The 19439-nt window shown below is 71.5% G+C and carries 16 protein-coding genes and 1 riboswitch; of the genes, 6 read left to right on the top strand and 10 right to left on the bottom strand.

Annotated features, from left to right (window positions below):
• Positions 1 to 2 precede the first annotated feature (2 nt).
• The 3 genes from ACFQS9_RS08320 to lon form a co-directional block, all read right to left on the bottom strand.
• Positions 3 to 1430: an amidase gene (locus ACFQS9_RS08320; protein ID WP_378403430.1), complete on the bottom strand. Its 1428-nt coding sequence runs from the start codon at positions 1428 to 1430 to the stop codon at positions 3 to 5.
• 160 nt (positions 1431 to 1590) lie between these two features.
• Entirely contained in the window at positions 1591 to 1953 is a 363-nt protein-coding gene (locus ACFQS9_RS08315; RefSeq protein ID WP_378403428.1) for a hypothetical protein, read from the bottom strand.
• Positions 1954 to 2100: 147 nt separating this feature from the next.
• The gene (gene lon, locus ACFQS9_RS08310) at positions 2101 to 4428 is read right to left on the bottom strand and encodes an endopeptidase La (protein ID WP_378403427.1); all 2328 of its coding nucleotides are present in this window, start codon (positions 4426 to 4428) and stop codon (positions 2101 to 2103) included.
• Positions 4429 to 4548: 120 nt separating this feature from the next.
• Here lon and ACFQS9_RS08305 point away from each other — a divergent pair, with 120 nt between their 5' ends.
• Together ACFQS9_RS08305 and speD are read left to right on the top strand one after the other, a co-directional pair.
• The gene (locus ACFQS9_RS08305; RefSeq protein ID WP_378403425.1) at positions 4549 to 5718 is read left to right on the top strand and encodes a type III PLP-dependent enzyme; all 1170 of its coding nucleotides are present in this window, start codon (positions 4549 to 4551) and stop codon (positions 5716 to 5718) included.
• Complete coding sequence (gene speD / locus ACFQS9_RS08300; RefSeq protein WP_378403423.1) at positions 5708 to 6940, top strand: adenosylmethionine decarboxylase; 1233 nt, start codon at positions 5708 to 5710, stop codon at positions 6938 to 6940. The genes ACFQS9_RS08305 and speD overlap by 11 nt, the downstream gene beginning before the upstream one ends.
• Positions 6941 to 6951: 11 nt before the next feature.
• Here speD and ACFQS9_RS08295 read toward each other — a convergent pair whose 3' ends face one another.
• The 5 genes from ACFQS9_RS08295 to ACFQS9_RS08275 form a co-directional block, all read right to left on the bottom strand.
• Positions 6952 to 8190, bottom strand: a complete 1239-nt coding sequence (locus ACFQS9_RS08295; protein ID WP_378403420.1) for an APC family permease — start codon at positions 8188 to 8190, stop codon at positions 6952 to 6954.
• Positions 8191 to 8244: 54 nt separating this feature from the next.
• On the bottom strand, positions 8245 to 9057 hold the full coding sequence (locus tag ACFQS9_RS08290; RefSeq protein ID WP_378403418.1) for an ABC transporter: 813 nt from the start codon (positions 9055 to 9057) through the stop codon (positions 8245 to 8247).
• Between the two features lie 58 nt (positions 9058 to 9115).
• Entirely contained in the window at positions 9116 to 9430 is a 315-nt protein-coding gene (locus ACFQS9_RS08285) for a DMT family transporter (protein ID WP_378403416.1), read from the bottom strand.
• A gap of 13 nt (positions 9431 to 9443) precedes the next feature.
• Positions 9444 to 9506, bottom strand: a riboswitch (guanidine-III (ykkC-III) riboswitch).
• Positions 9507 to 9572: 66 nt separating this feature from the next.
• The gene (locus ACFQS9_RS08280) at positions 9573 to 10565 is read right to left on the bottom strand and encodes a GAF domain-containing protein (RefSeq protein ID WP_378403414.1); all 993 of its coding nucleotides are present in this window, start codon (positions 10563 to 10565) and stop codon (positions 9573 to 9575) included.
• 19 nt (positions 10566 to 10584) lie between these two features.
• On the bottom strand, positions 10585 to 11973 hold the full coding sequence (locus tag ACFQS9_RS08275) for a cytochrome P450 (RefSeq protein WP_378403682.1): 1389 nt from the start codon (positions 11971 to 11973) through the stop codon (positions 10585 to 10587).
• A 502-nt stretch (positions 11974 to 12475) separates the two neighbouring features.
• On the opposite strand from ACFQS9_RS08275, the gene ACFQS9_RS08270 reads away from it, so the two are divergent.
• Both ACFQS9_RS08270 and ACFQS9_RS08265 read left to right on the top strand, forming a co-directional pair.
• Positions 12476 to 13180 carry a response regulator transcription factor gene (locus tag ACFQS9_RS08270; RefSeq protein ID WP_378403411.1) on the top strand — a complete coding sequence of 235 codons (705 nt, stop codon included), beginning with the start codon at positions 12476 to 12478 and terminating at the stop codon, positions 13178 to 13180.
• A gap of 8 nt (positions 13181 to 13188) precedes the next feature.
• Positions 13189 to 14598, top strand: coding sequence for a sensor histidine kinase (locus ACFQS9_RS08265; RefSeq protein WP_378403409.1), 1410 nt, complete (start codon positions 13189 to 13191; stop codon positions 14596 to 14598).
• Positions 14599 to 14610: 12 nt separating this feature from the next.
• Here ACFQS9_RS08265 and ACFQS9_RS08260 read toward each other — a convergent pair whose 3' ends face one another.
• Both ACFQS9_RS08260 and ACFQS9_RS08255 read right to left on the bottom strand, forming a co-directional pair.
• Complete coding sequence (locus ACFQS9_RS08260) at positions 14611 to 15036, bottom strand: HIT family protein (protein WP_378403407.1); 426 nt, start codon at positions 15034 to 15036, stop codon at positions 14611 to 14613.
• A gap of 68 nt (positions 15037 to 15104) precedes the next feature.
• The gene (locus tag ACFQS9_RS08255; RefSeq protein WP_378403405.1) at positions 15105 to 15935 is read right to left on the bottom strand and encodes an alpha/beta fold hydrolase; all 831 of its coding nucleotides are present in this window, start codon (positions 15933 to 15935) and stop codon (positions 15105 to 15107) included.
• 210 nt (positions 15936 to 16145) lie between these two features.
• On the opposite strand from ACFQS9_RS08255, the gene ACFQS9_RS08250 reads away from it, so the two are divergent.
• Both ACFQS9_RS08250 and ACFQS9_RS08245 read left to right on the top strand, forming a co-directional pair.
• Positions 16146 to 17381 (top strand): bifunctional glycosyltransferase family 2/GtrA family protein, encoded by a 1236-nt coding sequence (locus tag ACFQS9_RS08250; RefSeq protein WP_378403403.1) that lies wholly within the window; start codon positions 16146 to 16148, stop codon positions 17379 to 17381.
• The gene (locus ACFQS9_RS08245) at positions 17378 to 19432 is read left to right on the top strand and encodes a glycosyltransferase family 39 protein (protein ID WP_378403401.1); all 2055 of its coding nucleotides are present in this window, start codon (positions 17378 to 17380) and stop codon (positions 19430 to 19432) included. The genes ACFQS9_RS08250 and ACFQS9_RS08245 overlap by 4 nt, the downstream gene beginning before the upstream one ends.
• The last annotated feature ends 7 nt before the right edge of the window (positions 19433 to 19439 follow it).

Below are 19439 nucleotides of genomic sequence, written 5' to 3'. Positions count from 1 at the left end.
TTCTAGTGACCCCGCGGAGGCACCCATCCGCCGAAGGCGCGTTCCAACTCGAGCGCGGCGGCGATGGTGAGGTGGTCGTTGCCCATCCCGCCCACGATCTGGACGCCCAGGGGCAGCCCGGCCGAGCCCATCCCGAGCGGCGCCTGCGTGACCGGCAGCCCGGCGAGGCTAAACGGGGCGACCGCATTGGTCCGCCACGGCTGCGCGGTGGACGTGCCGTGCCGCGGCGCTACGGCCGGCATCGTCGGGTGAAGCAGCAGGCCGTCGCCGATGATCGCCGTCACCTCGTCCGCGATCGCGTGGGCGGCGGTCACCAGCCTCCTCGCCAGGGGCTTGGGCAGCAGCGATTCGAGGACCTCGCCGATCACCAGCGACCGCATCGCCGCGGTGTGCTTGCCGCGCAACGCGATCAGCTCCGGGAACGACAGGGGATGGGCGTCCTCGCCGCGCATGATCTCCGCGAAGCTGATGCCTGTCTCCTCGGCCAGGACGACGGTGGTGAACAGGCCGATCTGGCGCAGGGACTTCATCGAGACGTGCTCGACCCTCGCGCCGGTGTCGGCCAGCGCGGCGGCGGCCCGGTCCCGCGCGCGCAGCATCTCGCGACCGGTGCCCGGCAGGAACGCGTCGTCGATGAGGGTCACCCGAACGCCGTCCAGCGAGGTCGACGCGGGGTCCCGCAGCGGCACATCCCGGACGAGTGGGTCGACGCCGTCGGGCCCCGCCATGATCCGCAGCAGTGGCATCAGGTCCTGGGCGCGACGGGCGAGCGGGCCGTTCGCACACATCCGCGCGACCCCGTAGGGCGGGGGCCAGGACCCGGTGACGGGGAGCAGGCCCGTCGAGGGCCGATGCCCGAAGACGCCGTTGAAGAACGCCGGAATGCGAATCGAGCCCAGAGTGTCGGTGGCGAGCCCGATCGGGGACCCGCCGCTGCCGATGGCGGCACCCTCGCCGCCGGAGGAGCCGCCCGCGCTGCGGCGGCGGTCGTAGGCGTTGCTGGTGCGTCCGTAGACCCGGTTGTTGCTCTCGATCCACATGCAGCCCTCGGACGTGTTGGTCAGACCCAGCACGATCGCTCCGGCATCGACGACCCGCTGCACCACCGGCGCGTGCGTCGCGGGCCGGATGTGTTTGCGCGCAACGACACCCGCGGTGTTCGGCAGTCCGGCGACCGAGAGCGACTCCTTGATCGTCACGGGGACGCCGAGCAGCGGGGGCAGGCCGTCGGGGCCGTCGGCGGACAGTCGCGCATCGACGCCGTCCGCCTCCCGGCGGGCGGCGTCATACCGCTGCACCACGACCGCGTTCAGCGACGGATTGACCCGCTCCAGGACCGCGATGTGCGCCTCGACCACCTCGCGCGAACTGAGCGATCCCGCCCGGATCGAGCCCGCCAGGTCGACGGCGGACGCCTCGGTGATCGCCACGTGTCCCCCTCCTGACGGTGTCGTTGCGTTGGGCCCACGCACCGGTGGCCCGCGTGACAGTTTGACATGACATGTCAAGGTGACATCGACACGGCCGGGCCGACGAGAACGCCCCGCCGAGCAGGTCGGCGGGGCGTTCGTCGTCAGCGTGGGGGAGCGGTCAGCACTCGCCCTTGATGCCGGCGTCCACGCCGCGCTGGAAATCGTTCTTGTCCTGCTCGGACCGGGCGGCCCAGTCCGGTGCGGCCTTCGCGAGGTTGGCGAACTCGGCGCCGATGGCCTCGGGGGTGCTGCCCTCGCCGGTCAGTCCGGCGTCCTTCAGGGTCTTGATGTACTCGCGGATCCCGTTGCAGGTGTCGTGGTAGATGTCGCCGGTCGGCTCCGGTGACTCGCCGATCGCCAGCTCCTCGACCGTGCTGGGAGCGGCCGAATCGCCCGACTGATCCGAGGTGTCGGACCCGCAGCCGACGAGGATGAGGGGCGCGGCGGCGGCCGCGAGGGCGGCGATGAGGGTTCGTTTCATGCCCGTATCAGTACCAGACGTTCCGGACGCGTCCGCCAGTGCACTCCACTTCCGTGCGATCCGGGATCCGTTGTCCCGCAAGAGCTCGGCGCTACGCGCCCGTGCGCGATCCGCACCCCGGTCGGGGTGCGGATCGCGCACAGGTGGCTACGCCGCCTGCACCGCCGGCTCCTCGGCGGCGCTGATGGCCGCCCGCAGCAGCTCGGCGACATCGGAGACCAGCCGCACCTCGACGGACTCGAGGACGTCCGCGGGGACGTCGTCCAGGTCCGGCTCGTTGCGGGCGGGCAGGAACACCGTGCTCAGGCCCGCCCGCTGCGCCGCCAGCAGCTTCTGCTTGGCGCCGCCGATCGGCAGCACCCGGCCATTGAGCGTGACCTCGCCGGTCATGCCGACGTCGGACCGCACCGGGCGGCCGAGGGCGAGCGAGACCAGCGCCGTCACCATCGTCACCCCGGCGGACGGGCCGTCCTTGGGCACCGCCCCCGCGGGGACGTGGATGTGGATGCTCCGGTCCAGGGCCGCCGGGTCGACGCCCAGTTCCGCCGCGTGCGAGCGGACGTAGGACAGCGCGATCTGTGCCGACTCCTTCATCACGTCGCCCAGCTGTCCGGTCAGGGTCAGCCCCGCCTTGCCGTCGGTGGCGTTGGCTTCGATGAACAGCACGTCGCCGCCGAGCCCCGTGACGGCCAGCCCGGTCGAGACGCCGGGAACCGAGGTCCGCTCGTGCGCCTCGGGGGTGAAGCGCGGGCGGCCCAGCAGGTCCTTGAGCTGCTCGACCCCGATCACGACGCGATCCGGGGCGGCGACGCCCGCGAGCCGGGTCGCGGCCTTGCGCAGCGCCTTCGCCAGCAGCCGTTCGAGCTGACGCACCCCGGCCTCCCTGGTGTAGTCGGCCGCGAGCTCGCGCATCGCCTCCTCGGTGACCTCCACCTCGTCCGCGGTGAGCGCCGCGCGTTCGAGCTGACGCGGCACCAGGAAGTCCCGCGCGATCGCCACCTTGTCGTCGGCCGTGTAGCCGTCGACCGTGACGAGCTCCATGCGGTCGAGCAGCGCGGCCGGGATCGACTCGACGACGTTCGCCGTCCCGATGAACACCACGTCCGACAGGTCGAGGTCGAGATCGAGGTAGTGGTCGCGGAACGTGTGGTTCTGCGCCGGGTCCAGCACCTCGAGCAGCGCCGCCGCGGGATCGCCGCGGTAGTCGGAGCCGACCTTGTCGATCTCGTCGAGCAGCACGACCGGGTTCATCGACCCGGCCTCGTTGATCGCGCGGACGATCCGCCCGGGCAGCGCGCCCACGTAGGTGCGCCGGTGCCCGCGGATCTCCGCCTCGTCGCGGACGCCGCCGAGCGCGACGCGAACGAACTTGCGCCCCAACGCCCGTGCGACGCTCTCGCCGAGCGAGGTCTTGCCGACGCCGGGCGGGCCGGCGAGCACCATGACCGCGCCCGAGCCGCGACCGCCGACGACCTCGAGGCCCCGCTCGGCGCGGCGCGCCCGGACCGCCAGGTACTCCACGATCCGGTCCTTGACCTCCTCCAGGCCGTGGTGGTCGGCGTCGAGCACCGCGCGGGCGGCGGCGACGTCGGTGCTGTCGGTGGTGCGGACCGTCCACGGCAGATCGAGCACCGTGTCGAGCCAGGTGCGGATCCAGCCGGACTCGGGGCTCTGGTCGCCCGCCCGTTCCAGTCGCCCGACCTCGCGCAGGGCGGCCTCGCGCACCGGATCCGGGAGATCGGCGGCCTCGACGCGCGACCGGTAGTCGTCGGCCCCGTCCGCCTCGCCCTCGCCGAGCTCCTTGCGGATCGCGGCCAGCTGCTGGCGCAGCAGGAACTCGCGCTGGCTCTTCTCCATGCCCTCGCGGACGTCGTCGCCGATCTTGTCGGCCACCTCGACCTCGGCGAGATGCTCCCTGGTCCATTCGATCAGCGCGGTCAGACGCTCTGTCGCCGAGGGTGTTTCGAGGAGCTGCCGCTTCTGCAGGTCGGTCAGGTACGGCGCGTATCCGGCGGTGTCGGCGATCGCCGAGGGGTCGGTGAGCCGATTGACGGAGTCGATGACCTGCCAGGCCTCTCGGCGCTGCAGGACCGCGACCACCAGGTTCTTGTACTCGTGGGCGAGCTCGGTGGTCCGGCCGTCGGGGGCCTGGTCCTCGACGAGCTCGGCCTCCACCCACAGCGCGGCGCCCGGCCCGGTGACGCCGGTGCCGATGCGGGCACGCCTGCCGGCCTTGAGGACGGCGGCCGGGGCCCCGCCGCTGAGCCGACCGATCTGCTCGATCGACGCGACCACGCCGAACGCCGCGTACCGGTCCTCGAGGCGGGGGGCGAGCAGCACGCGGCCGTCGCTGCTGCTGCGGGCCGCGTCGATGGCGGCCTGTGCCGGTTCGTCGAGCTCGACGGGGACGACCATGCCCGGCAGCACCACCGGTTCCGCGACGAACAGCACTGGGAGACGTTCGGTTGTTGTCATGACCCTGCCCTTCTGAAGTTGAGCGTGTGTAGCTCAACCTCTCGGGTTGGGGTCGTGTTCCCGGTGGTGAGGGGTTTCGCTCAGGGCGAAGGTTCGTCGAGGGCCTGCGATCATGTGCGGGTGAGCGACGCGCAATCCCGAATCAGGCAGTTCCTGACCACGCACGCGCCACCGACACCCTGCCTCGTCGTCGACGTCGACGCGATCGTCGCTCGTCTGCGCGAGTTTCAGGGCGAGTTCCCCGATGCGAGGCTGTGTTACGCCGTCAAGGCGAACCCCGAACCCGCGGTGATCCGGGCGCTGGCCGCACATGGCGCCGGGTTCGACGTGGCAAGCTCGGCCGAGATCGATCTGTGCATCGCCCAGGGTGCTGCGCCGACATCGCTGTCCTACGGGAACACGATCAAGAAGCCTGCCGACATCGCGCATGCGCACGCGCGTGGCGTCCGCGAGTTCATCACCGACTCAGAGGGTGATGTCGACAACCTGGCCGAGTTCGCCCCCGGAGCGCAGGTCTGTGTCCGGCTCCTGGTCGACGGTCCGCCATCGGTGACGCCGTTCGGGCGGAAGTTCGGCTGCGAGCCCGACGTCGCGATGGACCTGCTCCGACGGGCCGCCGGGCTGGGCCTGGACACCGCCGGCCTGAGCTTCCATGTCGGCTCCCAGCAACTGGACCTGTCCGCCTGGGACGTGTGTATCGCGACGGCGGCGAAGCTGTTCACGGAGCTCGCGACGGAGGGCATCCCGCTACGCAGGCTGAACATCGGCGGCGGCTTCGGCCTGGCGTACTCCGGATCCGCCCCGTCGCTCACCGATTACGCCGAGGCGGTACAGCGTTCACTGCAGTCGCACTTCCCGGGGCAACCACCCGAGGTGGTGATGGAACCCGGCCGGGCTCTCGTCGCGGATGCCGGGTTGATCAGAACCGAGGTGATCCTGGTGGCCAGGAAGTCGGCGACCGACCGGCACCGCTGGGTGTACCTCGACGTCGGCCGCTACAACGGTCTGGCCGAAACCGAGAACGAGTACATCGCGTACCGGTTCGAGACGGTGGCCGAGCACGGGGGTGCCGACGGTCCGGTCATCCTTGCGGGCCCGACGTGCGACGGTGACGATGTGCTCTATCAGCACACGCCCTATCGGCTGCCGCTCGATCTGCAGGCCGGGGAGCAGCTCGACATTCTCGGATCGGGCGCATACACGGCCAGCTACTCGTCGGTGGCCTTCAATGGCATCCCGCCGCTGCGCACGTACTGTCTCGTCGGTGGAGAGCTCACCGATGACGCCTGACCAGCACAACGCCATGGAATTCGCCGGCACCCACGTGGTGGCGGAGTTGCACGGGATCGCGCCAGCCCGGCTGGACGATCCGCAGTTCCTGCGGGACACGCTGCGCGCGGCGCTGTCCGCTGCCGGGGCGACCGTGTGCGAGGTGATCGAGCACCGCTTCGAGCCGCAGGGCGTGACCGTGCTCGCGTTGCTCGCCGAGTCGCACGCGTCGGTGCACACGTATCCGGAGTTGGGTTCGGCATTCGTCGACGTCTTCACCTGTGGCCCGAGCGCAGACCCGGAGCTCGCGGTGCGCCTGCTCGCCGACGCGCTCGGTGCCGAGGTCTCCGGCCACCGGGCGATCCCGCGCGGTCCGGCGACGGTGCGCCGACTCACCGAATCCGTCGGAGCCGGGCTCACCAGGACGTGGGAATTGTCCGAGGTGCTGCACGAGGCGGACACCGATTTCCAACACGTGGTGATCGGACGCACCGAGCAGGGTGTGTCGCTGTTCTGCGACGACGAACGCCAGAGCACCGAGGCGACCCAGCTGATCTATCACGAGGCCCTGCTGGTGCCCGCGCTTCTGCTTGCCGAGCAGGTCCGTCGGGTGCTGGTCATCGGGTCCAGCGAAGGCGTGGTCAGCCAGATCGCCGTCGCCGCGGGGGCGGAGTCGGTCGATCACGTCGACATCGACAAGGCCGCTGTGCAGGCCTGCGCCACCTATCTTCCGTACGGATACTCGGCTCCCGAGCTCGAGGCCGCCGACCGGGGAGACGGGCCGGTTCGCATCCACTACCGCGACGGCTGGGAATTCCTCGCCGAGGCGGCCGCGGCCGGGCGGCGGTACGACGTGGTGGTGATCGACCTCCCGGACGAGAACGATGATCCGGAAGCGCAGCACAACCGCTTGTACGGCAAGGATTTCCTGCTGCGCTGCGCCGAGGTGCTCGCCGACGGCGGTGTGCTCGCCTGTCAGATCGGCTGTCCGACGGTCTGGCGCAACGACACCCTGCGGCGCGGTTGGCTGCGGTTCATCGAAACCTTCGGCACGGTCATCTATTACGGCTCCGACGAACATGAGTGGGCGTTCCTGTCTGCTCGCGTGGACCGGCTGACGGACCCCATGAGCGAGCTGATCGGACGTCTACCTGCGTCGCCTTACCGGCCCGTCACGATCGACGAACTCGCTCTGATACGCGGCACGGTGCCACCTCATTCGATTCGCCACCCGATGGCGTAGGTCTGTGTGGGTCACGTGGCGATCGTGTGCCGCCGGGCCGCGTATGCCAGCGCGCCCGTCGCGAGCATGGCCGAGCCCGCCAGCACGGAGGCGAGCGGCAGTGCGAACGCCAGCGCCACGCAGCCGAGCGCACCGAGGATCGGGACGCCCGGCCACGCCCGGCCCTCCTCGCGGGTCAGCGTCAGTGCCGCGCAGTTCGCGATCAGGTAGTACGCGAGCACGGCGAACGAGGAGAACCCGATCGCGTGCCGCAGGTCCGCGACCGCGGCGAGCACCGCGACGACCGCGCCCACCAGCAGCTCCGCGCGGTGCGGCACGCCGAAGCGCGGATGCACGGCGGCCAGGCCGCGGGGCAGGTGGCCGTCGCGCGCCATCGCCAGGGTGGTGCGCGAGACCCCGAGGATCAACGCGAGCAGGGAGCCGAGCGCGGCCAGCGTCGCACCGACCCGGACCACCGGCTCGAGGCCGGGCGCGCCCGCGGCCCGCACCGCCTGGGCCAACGGATCGGTCGCGGCGGCCAGGCCCTGCGGGCCAAGGGTTTTCAGGGCCGCGGCGGCGACGAGGGCGTACACGACCAGCGTGATCCCCAGCGCGAGCGGGACGGCCCGGCCGATGGTGCGGCGCGGGTCGAGCACCTCCTCGCCGAGGGTGGCGATCCGGGCGTAGCCGGCAAACGCGAAGAACAGCAGCCCGGCGGCCTGGAACACGCCCGCCGCGCCGCCCGCGCCGCCGTCCGACCATCGGCTCGGCGCCGCGGATCCCAGGCAGGCGATCACCACGGCCGCCAGCACGGCGAGCACCAGCGCGACCAGGATCCGGGTCAGCAGCGCCGACTTCTGCACTCCCACATAGTTGACCGCCGTGAGTGCGAGCACCGAGACCACCGCGACGGCATGCGCGTGCGCGGGCCAGGCGTAGGCGCCGACCGTCAGGGCGATCGCGACGCACGATGCGGTCTTGCCGACCACGAAACCCCAGCCGGCCAGGTATCCCCAGAATGCGCCGAGCCGTTCGCGGCCGTACACGTAGGTGCCGCCGGAGCTCGGGTACCGCGCGGCGAGCCGGGCGGACGAGGTGGCGTTGCAGTAGGCGACCACCCCGGCGACGGCCAGCGCGACGGGCAGCGCCGACCCGGCGGCCTGGGCGGCCGGCCCCAGCGCGGCGAAGATCCCGGCGCCGATCATCGAGCCGAGGCCGATCAGCACACAGTCGCGGACCCCGAGTGTGCGGGCGAGTTCGGGCACCGTCACACGGTAGGGGCGGATTCGCCGCCTCGCCACCGGAAACCGGTCGCCGCGCAGCGACTAGCTGTACTCGGTGCCGTTGCCCCGGCCGCCCTTGAGCCAGCGTCCGGGCAGCCGGCCGGCCAGCTCGCCGAGCGGACCCACCGCGGCGCTGAGGACGCCGACCGTCTCGCGGAGCAACTCGATGCTGTCGCCCATCTTCTCGAGGTTGGGTGCCAGGGACGCCAGCGTCTCCGAGAGGCTGACGATCTGATCGAGCGGGCCGCCGTCCGCGATGATCCGTTCCAGGGCGCCGTTCTCGGCGAGCAGCGTCTCGAGGATGCCGTCCTCGGCCAGCGCCCGGTCGATGAGTCCGCCCTCACGGGTGAGGGTCTCGAGGGGCCCGGCGGTGGCGGTGAGGCGTTCGAGCGGGCCCTCCTCCGCGGTGAGCCGGTCGAGCAGCCCGCCGGGCGCGAGCAGTCGCTCCACCGGTCCGTCCACGTCGAGCAGCCGGTCGACCGGTCCGCCGGTGGCGAGCACGCGCTCGAGCGGCCCACCCGGTTCGATGATCCGTTCCAGGGTGCCGCCGGGTGCGGTGAGCCGGTCGACGACGCCGCCGGGTTCGAGGAGTCGGTCCAGCGGTCCTCCGGGGCGCATCGCCTGGCCGAGCGGTCGCTCGTCCGAGGCGAGCTCGGCGACCTGCTGCAGCAGTTTCAGCGGGCCGGACGGGTTGGCCGCGGCGAACCCGCCGAAGTTCGCCGCCGCCCCGGGGGCGGTCGATGCGGCGAGCATGACGCGCGCGGCGCCGAGCGCTGTCTCGGCCACGCCCAGTGCCGAGTCGGTGATCGAGAGGCCGACCCGCGCCGGGAGTGTGACCATCGCCACCAGGTTCATGGGGTAACTGTAACCCTGGGGTGACGGGCAACACGCCCGGTGCGGGTGCGGCGGGTTGTCAGTGCAGCGCCTTGAGGCCGATCACGCAGCCGACGATGCCGAGGATCAGCAGGATCTTCAGGACGGACGACGATTCGGAGCCGGTGATCATCGCGTACGCGACCGTGAGGGACGCGCCGATCCCGACCCATACCGCGTACGAGGTGCCGATGGGGAGGGTGCGCATCGCGTAGGCGAGCCCACCCATGCTGAGCACGAGGGCGACGCCGAACACGATCGAGGGGGTGAGCTTCGAGAAGCCGTCGGACTTGCCGAGTGCGGTGGCCCAGACGGCCTCGAGGATGCCGGAAATGACGAGCACGATCCATGCCATGGTGTGATTCTCCAAGGCACCGTCTTGTCGCTGGCCGGGTACGGTGCTGCTCGTCCGGGTGTCATGTTGACTGGTCTTTACCGTAGCAAACAAGATTTCCCGCGGCGGGTGTCTTCGGTCACCACGGGCCGTGCGAGCACCGCTAGGGCTGCGGCGGCCGGGAGATCTGCACGATCGCAAGGCGATTGCCCAGGCCGCCCGGGTACGGCGAGATGCGCAGGCTCGACAGCGCCCACTCGTCGTCGCCGGCCCGGAGCCGGGCCACCGCCTCGACGGGCTCGGAGGATCCGGCGTCGAACCGCGAGCGGGCCAGCTCCAGCACGCCCTGGTCGTCCGGGTGGATGATCCTGTTGCTGCCCTCGATGCCGCGCCAGTGCACCCAGGGCGCGGGCTCCGCCAGCCACATGGTGAGCACCCCGCGTTCGGTCTCGAACAGCGCTGGGTAGATCCCGGACCCACGCATCACCTCCTGCATGCCGAGCTCGGCGAGCGTCGGCCTGCGCGGTTCGACGGTGTCGGTGACGTCGTGCCAGAGCAGGCGCAGGCCCGCCTGCCCCGGCTGGGTTCGGGCCCGCGCCCAGCAGTGCCACCGCATGATCCGGCCGTCCGCGTGCAGCACGCTCATGTCGGCGTCCCAGCGGGTGCCCGGTTGCGGGTTGAAGGCGAGGGCGAACAGCGACTCCGACTCGTCGAACTTCACCGCCTTGGCGTAGTACTCCGCCGGGGTCCGTTCGGCGACATGGTCTTCCGGGCGGACGCCCGACATCATCGACGCCTCCAGCGTCTGCGCGATCATGAGGCGATCGAGCAACCAGGAGATCCCGGAGGCGATCCGAGGAGGAGTCGGTTCGACCTCCGCGTCCCCGATCCACAGCTGGACGCCGTGGGCGTCCCCGGACGGACCGAGCACGGGGAACGCCTCGAGGCGGTATCGCCTGCGTTCGCCCTTCTGGCTCTGCGCCGCCATGACCTCGCGGCGGCGGCCCGCCCGGACGGCCTCGACCAACGATTCGACGCGGACGTCCGGGGCGGGCGAGAGCCGGCCGACCGAGGTCCACGCGCGAACCGTCCCGCCCGTGCTGACGACCGTCGGCGACTCGTCGGCCAGCGTTTCGATCAGGTGCCACTCGTTCACGGTGCGTCGCCGCCCCCGGTCACCGCGATCGGACCAGGAGGGTGAAGCCGCGTGGCTTCAGGGTCACCGCTTCCTGGATGTCGAGCGTGTATGCCGGGTCTGCCGTGAACTCGTACCGGCGCAGCAGTTCCGCCAGTGTGAGTACGGCTTCGTGCAGCGCGAACTGGCGGCCGATGCACGATCGGGGGCCGGTCCCGAACGGCCGGTACGCGTCGCGGGGCCGCTTGCGGACCTGGTCCGGCAGGAACCGGTCCGGATCGAAGCTCTCGGTGTCGTTGCCCCACACCGGGTCCCGATGCAGCTGCGGGAGCAGTACGAACACCCAGGAGCCGCGAGGCATCGGGTATCGGCCACCGAGCACCGTGTCCGCCCGGACCTTGCGGAAGTAGCCCGGCGCGGCGGGCCACAGCCGCAGGGTCTCGTCGACCACCCGGCGCAGGTATCGCAGCTTGCCGACCTGCTCGAAGGAGAGCGGGCCGTCCCCGGGGGCCACGGCGTCGATCTCCGCGCGGGCGGCGGCCGCGATGTTCGGGTGCTTCGCGAGGTAGTAGAGGGCGAATCCGAGTGTGCCCGCGGTGGTCTCGTTCCCGGCGACCAGGAAGGTGAGCACCTGGTTCCGGATGTTCACCGGGTCGAGGGATTCGCCGCTGGCCGGATCGACGGTGCCCAGCATCAGGTCGAGGAGGTCGTCGTGGCCGCCGGGGTGGCCGCCGCGCTCCGCGATCACGTCGTCGACGACCGAGTGCATCAGCGCGATGTCGGCCTTGTGCTGGGCGGCGGCTTTGCGGCCGAACAGCTTCCGTACGAACGGCAGGTCGTTCGAGGTGCGGTTGATGTAGGCCAGCGCCCGCGACATGGCCGTCACGAACGGGTCCTCGGTCCCCGGTCGCTCCGCGGGCTCCGCTCCTGTCGACTTCGTGAACGAGGCAAAGTCGTATCCGAACCCGGCCAGGCCGATCACGTCGAGGGTGAGCCGGTTCATGTCCCGGGAGACGTCCACGGGATCGCCGGTCACCGCGGCCGCATCCCACGCCGACACGAGGCCGTCGAGGGCCCGGAGCATCGAACCGTGGTAGCCCCGCAGGGCAGCCTGGCTGAAGCCGGGGGCCAGGATGTTGTGTGCCTTGGCCCAGTTCGGCTCGCTGTTGAACGCGGTGAACAGTCCGTCCTCGGCGATGGCACGGAGTTTGCGGATCGGTTGGCCGAGGGACTTCGCCCAGGTCGACTCGTCGTTGACCTCCGTCACCAGATCGACCCCGGAGACCACCACGAGGCGCTGACCCACGATCTTGCGCTCGAAGATCGGGCCCAGCTCGGCAGCCATCCGCATTTCCTTCTGCACGGGCTTCGCCGGGTCGACGCTGAGCAGGTCGCCCAGCACGGGCAGGCGGTGGCGCGGCGTCGGGATGACGGCTGCCGGTCCCCGGCGCGCGGTGGGCGCCGGATCGGTCGCGGGAGGCGGCCCGGTGAGGGTGTGCGGGCACTTGTCGGCGGTCACCCCCCAGAGTCTGCCGCATCGGGTGGTGCGTCGATCCACGGTGTCGGCGGATGCGCGCGCCGGGTCGTCCGCCGGGCTGATCCCCTGGTGGGGACGCCCGGCGGGCGCCTCGCGATCCGGACCCCTCGAGGGTGCGTGAGCACCCCGATCCCGGATCGAGTCGGAGTGACGGGCACAAGCGGGTACCGGACGCCGTCGCGCCCGGTGCTGTGACCGTCGAGGTCGGCGTGCTCCCGAGAAATCAGATCGGTCACGCCATGAGTGCTGCGTCCGGTTCCGACGTCGACAGGAACCGGGGAACTTCCCGGAGGAAGCGCAGGAGAACTGTAACCCACGCACGCGCGCGATGACTCACAGGAAGTTCACAGCCGACGGTCAGCGTTCCGGCAGTGATGACGAAGATGATGGGGGAGTGAGTGCCACCAGACCCGAGGCCCGGGTGTTGATCGTCGACGACGAGCCGACCATCGTCGAACTGCTGTCGGTGAGCCTGCGGTTCCAGGGCTTCGAGGTCGAGACCGCCGCCACCGGGCCGCAGGCCCTCGATCGGGCGCGCGGCTTCCGGCCGGACGCGGTGATCCTGGACGTGATGATGCCCGGCATGGACGGTTTCGGCCTGCTGCGCAGGCTGCGGGCGGACGGCGTCGACGCGCCGGTGCTGTTCCTCACCGCACGAGACGCGGTGGAGGACAAGGTCGCCGGGCTGACGCTCGGCGCCGACGACTACGTCACCAAGCCGTTCAGCCTGGAGGAGGTGGTGGCCCGGCTGCGGGTGATCCTGCGGCGGGCCTCCCGCGACGGGCAGTCCACCGAGCCGGCGCGAATCCGGTTCGCCGACCTCGAGCTCGACGACGACACCCACGAGGTGTGGAAGGCGGGCGAGCCGGTGTCCTTGTCGCCGACCGAGTTCACGCTGCTGCGGTACTTCATGGTCAACGCCGGTGTGGTGCTGAGCAAGCCGCGGATCCTCGACCACGTCTGGCACTACGACTTCGGCGGCGAGGTCGGGGTGGTCGAGTCCTACGTGTCGTACCTGCGGCGCAAGGTCGACACCGGGGACCGGCGGCTGATCCACACGCTGCGCGGGGTCGGCTACGTGATGCGCGAGCCCAGGTAGCCGCGCCGATGCCTCGGATTCGCCGGATGCCGCTGCGGTTCACCCTGGTGGCCGCGGTGTTGGTGCTGGCGGCGCTCGGGCTGCTGGCCTCGGGCGTGGCGGTCACCTCGGCGCTGGAGAACTCGTTGATGAACCGCACCGATGCCATGCTCCGCGACGCGGCGCACGGCTGGGCCAGGCCGCGGGAGGACCGGCCGCTGCCGCCGCCCCCCGCCGAACCGGGTCCGTCCCGCCCACCGACCCAGTTCTACGTCCGGTCGCTGACGCCGGGCGGGGAGACCCGCCTGGTGATCAACGACGGGTCCGCGACGCCGGACCTGCCCGCGAACCCCGGCCCGGGCCCGATCACCGTCGGTTCGGTCGGCGACCCCGGCGAGCACTGGCGTGCGTTGACCACCACCACCCAGGACGGCACCGTCACCGTGGCCGTCAGCCTCTCCGACGTGGACGCGATCGTCGACCGGCTCGTCATCCTGCAGCTCGGCATCGGCGCCGCGGTGTTGACCGCGCTCGGTGGCGTGGCCTATGTCGTGGTGCGGCGCAGCCTGCGTCCGCTGGTCGAGGTGGAGCACACGGCCGCGGCCATCGCGGCGGGGGAGCTGCACAGCAGGGTTCCCGAGTACGGCGGCAGGACCGAGGTGGGCCGGCTGTCCGTGGCGCTGAACGGGATGCTCGCCCAGATCCAGTCCGCGTTCGCCGCCACCGAGGCGTCGGAGGAATCGGCCCGCCGGTCCGAGCGGAAGATGCGGAGCTTCGTCGCCGACGCGAGCCACGAACTGCGCACCCCGCTGACGACCATCCGCGGATTCGCCGAGCTGTACCGGCAGGGCGCGATGCGCGACACCGGGCTGCTGATGTCGAGGATCGAGGGGGAGGCCGCCCGGATGGGGCTGCTCGTCGAGGACCTGCTGATGCTGGCCCGGCTCGATGAGCAGCGTCCGCTCGAACGGGCGCCGGTGGATCTGCTCACCGTCGCCTCGGATGCGGTTCACGACGCGAGAGCCGTTGCCCCGCACCGCGAGATCGGGCTGGAGCTGCTGGGCGGCCCCGGTCAGGCCGAGGTGCTCGGCGACGAGGCCCGGCTACGGCAGGTGCTCGGCAACCTGGTGGGCAACGCGCTCGGTCACACCCCGGCCGACGCCGCGGTCACCGTCCGGGTCGGCACCGACGGGCCGGACGCCGTGCTGGAGGTGGCCGACACCGGGCCGGGCCTGGACGCGGAGGCCCGGGAGCGGGTCTTCGAGCGGTTCTACCGCGCGGACACCTCGCGCACCCGGGCGTCCGGCGGCAGCGGCCTGGGCCTGTCCATCGTGTCGGCGCTGGTGTCAGCGCACGGGGGCACCGTCACGGTGGAGTCGCCCGAGGGTGGCGGCGCCGTGTTCCGGGTGCGGCTGCCGCGGACCGACAGACCCGACTAGCCCGCGGCGGGGTCAGTCCGGGACGTTCGCCCCGTGGCCGAGCTCGCGCAGCGTCGCCTTGATGGTGGCCTGCGCCTCGTCGAGGGATTCCGGCGACGGGTTCGGGTCGGCGCCCGAGATGTTGAAGTCCCCGAGGCTGAACGCGGGGAAGACGTGCAGGTGCAGGTGGGGCACCTCCAGTCCGGCGATCAGCAGCCCGGCGCGCGGGGCGTCGAAGCCCTTGCGCACCGCCTGCCCGATGATCTGCGCGACCTTCGTGCACTTGGTGAGCACCTCGCCGTCGAGGTCCTGCCACTGGTCGATCTCGGCGCGCGGGACCACCAGCGTGTGCCCCTGGGTGATCGGGTTGATGGTCAGGAAGGCGACGACCTCGTCGTCCTCCCAGACGAACCGGCCCGGGAGATCGCCGGCGATGATCATGCTGAACACGGATGCCATGCGCCCGATTATGCAGGGTGACCCTATTCGGCGGCGCCCGATGCGAGGCGCAGTGGGTGGGAGGCGGGTCAGTGCGTGTAGGTGCCGGCGAGGAATTCACCGGCCGGCGGGGTGAGCAGCGCGATGTTCGGGTTGTGGCTCAGCTTGGCCAGTTCCACATGCCGGGCGTTGGGCAGCACCGCGGTGATCGCGCGAGCGGCGGTGCGCAGCAGATCGCCGCTCTTTCCTCCGGAGATGACCAGGGTCGGCACGGTGAGGCCGGACCAGTCCGCCGCGCGCAGCGGTTCGCCGCGCATGTAGTCGCCCATGACGGCCCAATCATGGGCTGTCGCAGGGGCCGTCGCCTTCAGGCTCTTCCAGAACGGCGTGAAACGCATGACGGCGACGAAGGGGCGGGGCATGCCCATGGCGTGGGTCATGTAGAACTTCACGACCTCGCCGCGGCGGTCCTCGGCAATCAGCTTGTGCAGCGTCAGATGGAGATCTGCTGAGGGAACGAAGTCCTCGTGATTCACGACGAACGGCGGCTCGAAGGCGATCACCTTGGTGATGCCGGGCACCCGGCCCGAGGCGGCCGCCAGCAGAGCGAGTCCCGCGCCGGAGGACCAGCCGAACAGTGCGGCGGACCCACCGGTCGCCTCGACCAGTGCGGCGATGTCGTCGATCTCGTTCTCGACGTCGTACACGCCCGGCGAATCGCTGCTGTCGCCGCGGCCGCGACGGTCGTAGTTGATGACGGTGAGGCGGTATTCGTCGGCCAGCTTCTGGGCCAGCTCCACCATCTTGGGGAACTTGCGGTAGCTGAATGCGCCACCGACGAGAATCACGGTTCCGGCATCGCCGCCGACATAGCGGTCGAAGGCGAGCGTGATTCCGGCTGGGGTGGTGATCGATTCCATGATCCGAGACCTTTCGTCAAACTCTGTCGGCACCGTGCGGTGGGTTCAGCAATAGAGACGGCGGTCGGCTCCGAAACTCATCGCACCGCGACGTGACGTGGGCCACGCGGCCTGTGCCGCGACACCTGGGTGGCCGCGGGCCCCGCGTCCGCAGGAAGTTGCCAGCCTCGGTCCAGGGACACCACAGGTTCGGCCACGAGGGTGGGCCGCATGACGAACTCACTGGTCCGGGGCGACACGGCGCCGGAACCACCACCGGACACCCAGACCGTGGCGCTCGACGTGGTGATCCCGGTGTACAACGAGGAACGCGACCTCGAGCGCTGCGTCCGGCGGCTGCGCGCACACCTCGACGCGTCGGTTCCGTACCCGAGCCGAATCACCGTCGCGGACAACGCGAGCACCGACGCGACCCTCACAATCGCGGCGCGGCTTGCCGCCGAGTTCGACGGCGTCCGCGTGGTCCACCTCGACGAGAAGGGACGCGGCCGGGCCCTGCACGCGGTGTGGGGCGAATCGGACGCGCAGGTGGTCGCGTACATGGACGTGGACCTGTCCACCGACCTCAACGCGCTGCTGCCGCTGGTGGCGCCGCTGGTCTCCGGGCACTCCGACGTGGCGATCGGTTCCCGTCTGACCCGGTCGGCGCGGGTGGTCCGCGGGCCCAAGCGGGAGGTGATCTCCCGCTGCTACAACCTGATCCTGCGCGGGGTGCTGCGCGCCAAGTTCTCCGACGCCCAGTGCGGGTTCAAGGCGATCCGCACCGACGTGGCCCGCAGGCTGCTGCCGCTGGTGCAGGACACCGGCTGGTTCTTCGACACGGAGCTGCTTGTCCTCGCCGAACGGGTGGGCCTGCGGATCCACGAGGTGCCGGTGGACTGGGTCGACGACCCGGACAGCACGGTCGACCTCGTCGCCACCGCGGTCGCGGACCTCAAGGGGGTGGTCCGGGTCGGTCGTGCACTGGCCACCGGAAGGTTGCCCGTCGCGGCGCTGCGCTCGATCATCGGTCGCGAACCCCTCGTCGAGGGCGTCCCCCACGGAATGGTCGGGCAACTGATCCGGTTCGCCGTCGTCGGCGTCGCCTCCACCGTCGCGTATGCCCTGCTGTATCTCGCGCTGCATCCCGCGATCGGGGCACAGGCGGCGAACCTGACGGCGCTGCTGATCACCGCCGTGCTCAACACCGCGGCCAACCGCGCCTTCACCTTCGGGGTGCGCGGCACGGCGGGTGCCGCCAAACACCAGGCCCAGGGCCTCGCGGTGTTCGCGTTCGGGTTGCTGCTCACCAGCGGATCCCTGTTCGCCCTGCATCGCTGGCTGCCCGACGCCTCCAAACACCTCGAACTCGCGGTACTCGTCGCCGCGAACCTCGTCGCCACCGTCACCCGGTTCGTCGCGCTGCGCTGGGTGTTCCGCAACCACCACGAAGGAGTCACGCCGTGACCACCACCACCGACGCACCGACGGCCGTGACGGCGTCCCCGGATCCCGCGCCGCCGCGCCGCGTGCCGGAGCGGTGGCTGCTGGCGGCGCTGCTGCTCGGGACCGCCGTCGCCTACCTCTGGGGACTGGGCGCCTCCGGCTGGGCCAACTCGTTCTACTCCGCCGCGGTGCAGGCGGGTTCGGTGTCCTGGAAGGCCTTCTTCTTCGGCTCGTCGGATGCGGCGAACTCGATCACCGTGGACAAGCCGCCCGCCTCGTTGTGGGTGATGGCGCTGTCGGTGCGCGCGTTCGGCCTCAGTTCGTGGAGCATCCTGGTGCCGCAGGCGCTGATGGGTGTCGCCACGGTCGCCCTGCTGTGGGCGACGGTGCGGCGGTACTTCGGTGCCGCGGCCGGGTTGCTCGCCGGGCTCGTGCTCGCGCTCACACCGGTCGCCGCGCTGATGTTCCGGTTCAACAACCCGGACGCACTGCTGGTGCTGCTGATGGTCGCCTCCGTCTGGGCGCTGCTGCGAGGGGTGTCGGACGGGCGGACCCGGTGGCTGGTGCTGGCGGGCGCGTTCGTCGGGCTGGGCTTTCTGACCAAGCAGTTGCAGGTGTTGCTGGTGGTGCCGCCGCTCGCGCTCACCTACCTGCTGTTCGGCCCGCCGAGGCCGGGCAGGCGGGTGCTGCAGTTGTTGGCCGCGCTGGGCGCGATGATCGGTGCCGCGGGCTGGTGGCTGCTGACGGTGGAGCTGTGGCCGGCCGACTCGCGTCCGTGGATCGGTGGCTCGCACGAGAACTCGATCCTCGAACTCACCCTCGGGTACAACGGGCTCGGCCGACTCAACGGCAACGAGCGGGGCAGCGTCGTCCCGGGTGTCGGGGGTGGGGCCGAGGCCATGGCGGGCGGCCCTCCCGGCGGCGGGATGTGGGGGAGCACCGGAATCTCCCGCATGTTCGACGCGTCCCAGGGCGGCCAGATCGCCTGGCTGATCCCCGCCGCGCTGATCCTCGGGGTGCTCGGGATCGTGCTGCGCGGCAGGGTGTCCCGGGTCGACACCCAGCGGGCCGCGCTGGTTCTCTTCGGCACCTGGCTGGTCGTCACCGGGCTGGTGTTCAGCTTCATGGCGGGGATCTTCCACGCCTACTACACGGTCGCGATGGCCCCGCAGATCGCGGCGCTGGTCGGGGCGGGCGCGGTGGTCGGGTGGCGCGGGCGCGACGCCGCGTGGGTACGGGCCGTCCTCGCCGTCACGGTCGCGGCGACGGCGGTGTGGTCGTGGGAGCTGCTGGGGCGCAGCCCGGAGTTCGCGGCATGGCTGCGCTGGGTGGTGCTGGTTGCCGGGGCCGCGGCCGCGGCCGGGCTGCTCGCGCCCCGGCCGACGGGCAGGGTGGCCGCCATGTCGGCGGTCGCGGCCGTGTTCGCGGGGCTCGCCGGGCCGGCCGCCTACGCGCTCGACACGATCGGCACCCCGCACGCCGGATCGATCGTCTCGGCCGGCCCGAACACGGGCGGGATGGGAGGGCCGGGCGGATTCCTGATTCGGGGGGAGGGCCGCGGGCCCGGGGGGTTCCCCGGCGGCCGCGGTGGCGTTCCGCCGACCGGTGTCCTGCTGCCCGGCGGTGTCGCCGTGCCCGACGGGGCGGCCCCGCCCGGCGGCGCGGGCGAGGCCGCGGCGGGACCGGGCCCGGCGGGCGGGCTGCTGCGCGGCAGCGAGCCGAGCGCGGAGCTGGTCGCGCTGCTCGAGGCCGACGCCGACCGCTACGCCTGGGTGGGGGCCACCATCGGGTCCAACAGCGCCTCCGGCTACCAGCTCGCCACCGGGGATCCGGTGATGCCGATCGGCGGCTTCAACGGCAGCGACCCGTCGCCGACGCTCGCGCAGTTCCAGCGGTACGTCGCCGAGGGGAAGATCCACTACTTCATCGCGGGCGGCGGCATGGGCCCCGGCGACTCCGCGGGCAGCGGGGCGCAGATATCCGGGTGGGTGGCCCAGAATTTCGCCCCCACCACGGTCGATGGCACAACTATGTACGACCTGACCGCGCCGCGGGTACAGGCCGGGCCGTAGTCTGAGG

This window comes from Rhodococcus daqingensis (assembly GCF_042665615.1).
In the GTDB taxonomy this organism is placed as follows: domain Bacteria; phylum Actinomycetota; class Actinomycetes; order Mycobacteriales; family Mycobacteriaceae; genus Rhodococcus_G; species Rhodococcus_G daqingensis.
The sequence above is the reverse complement of the archived record's forward strand: the minus strand, read 5'-3'. Positions and strand labels throughout refer to the sequence as shown.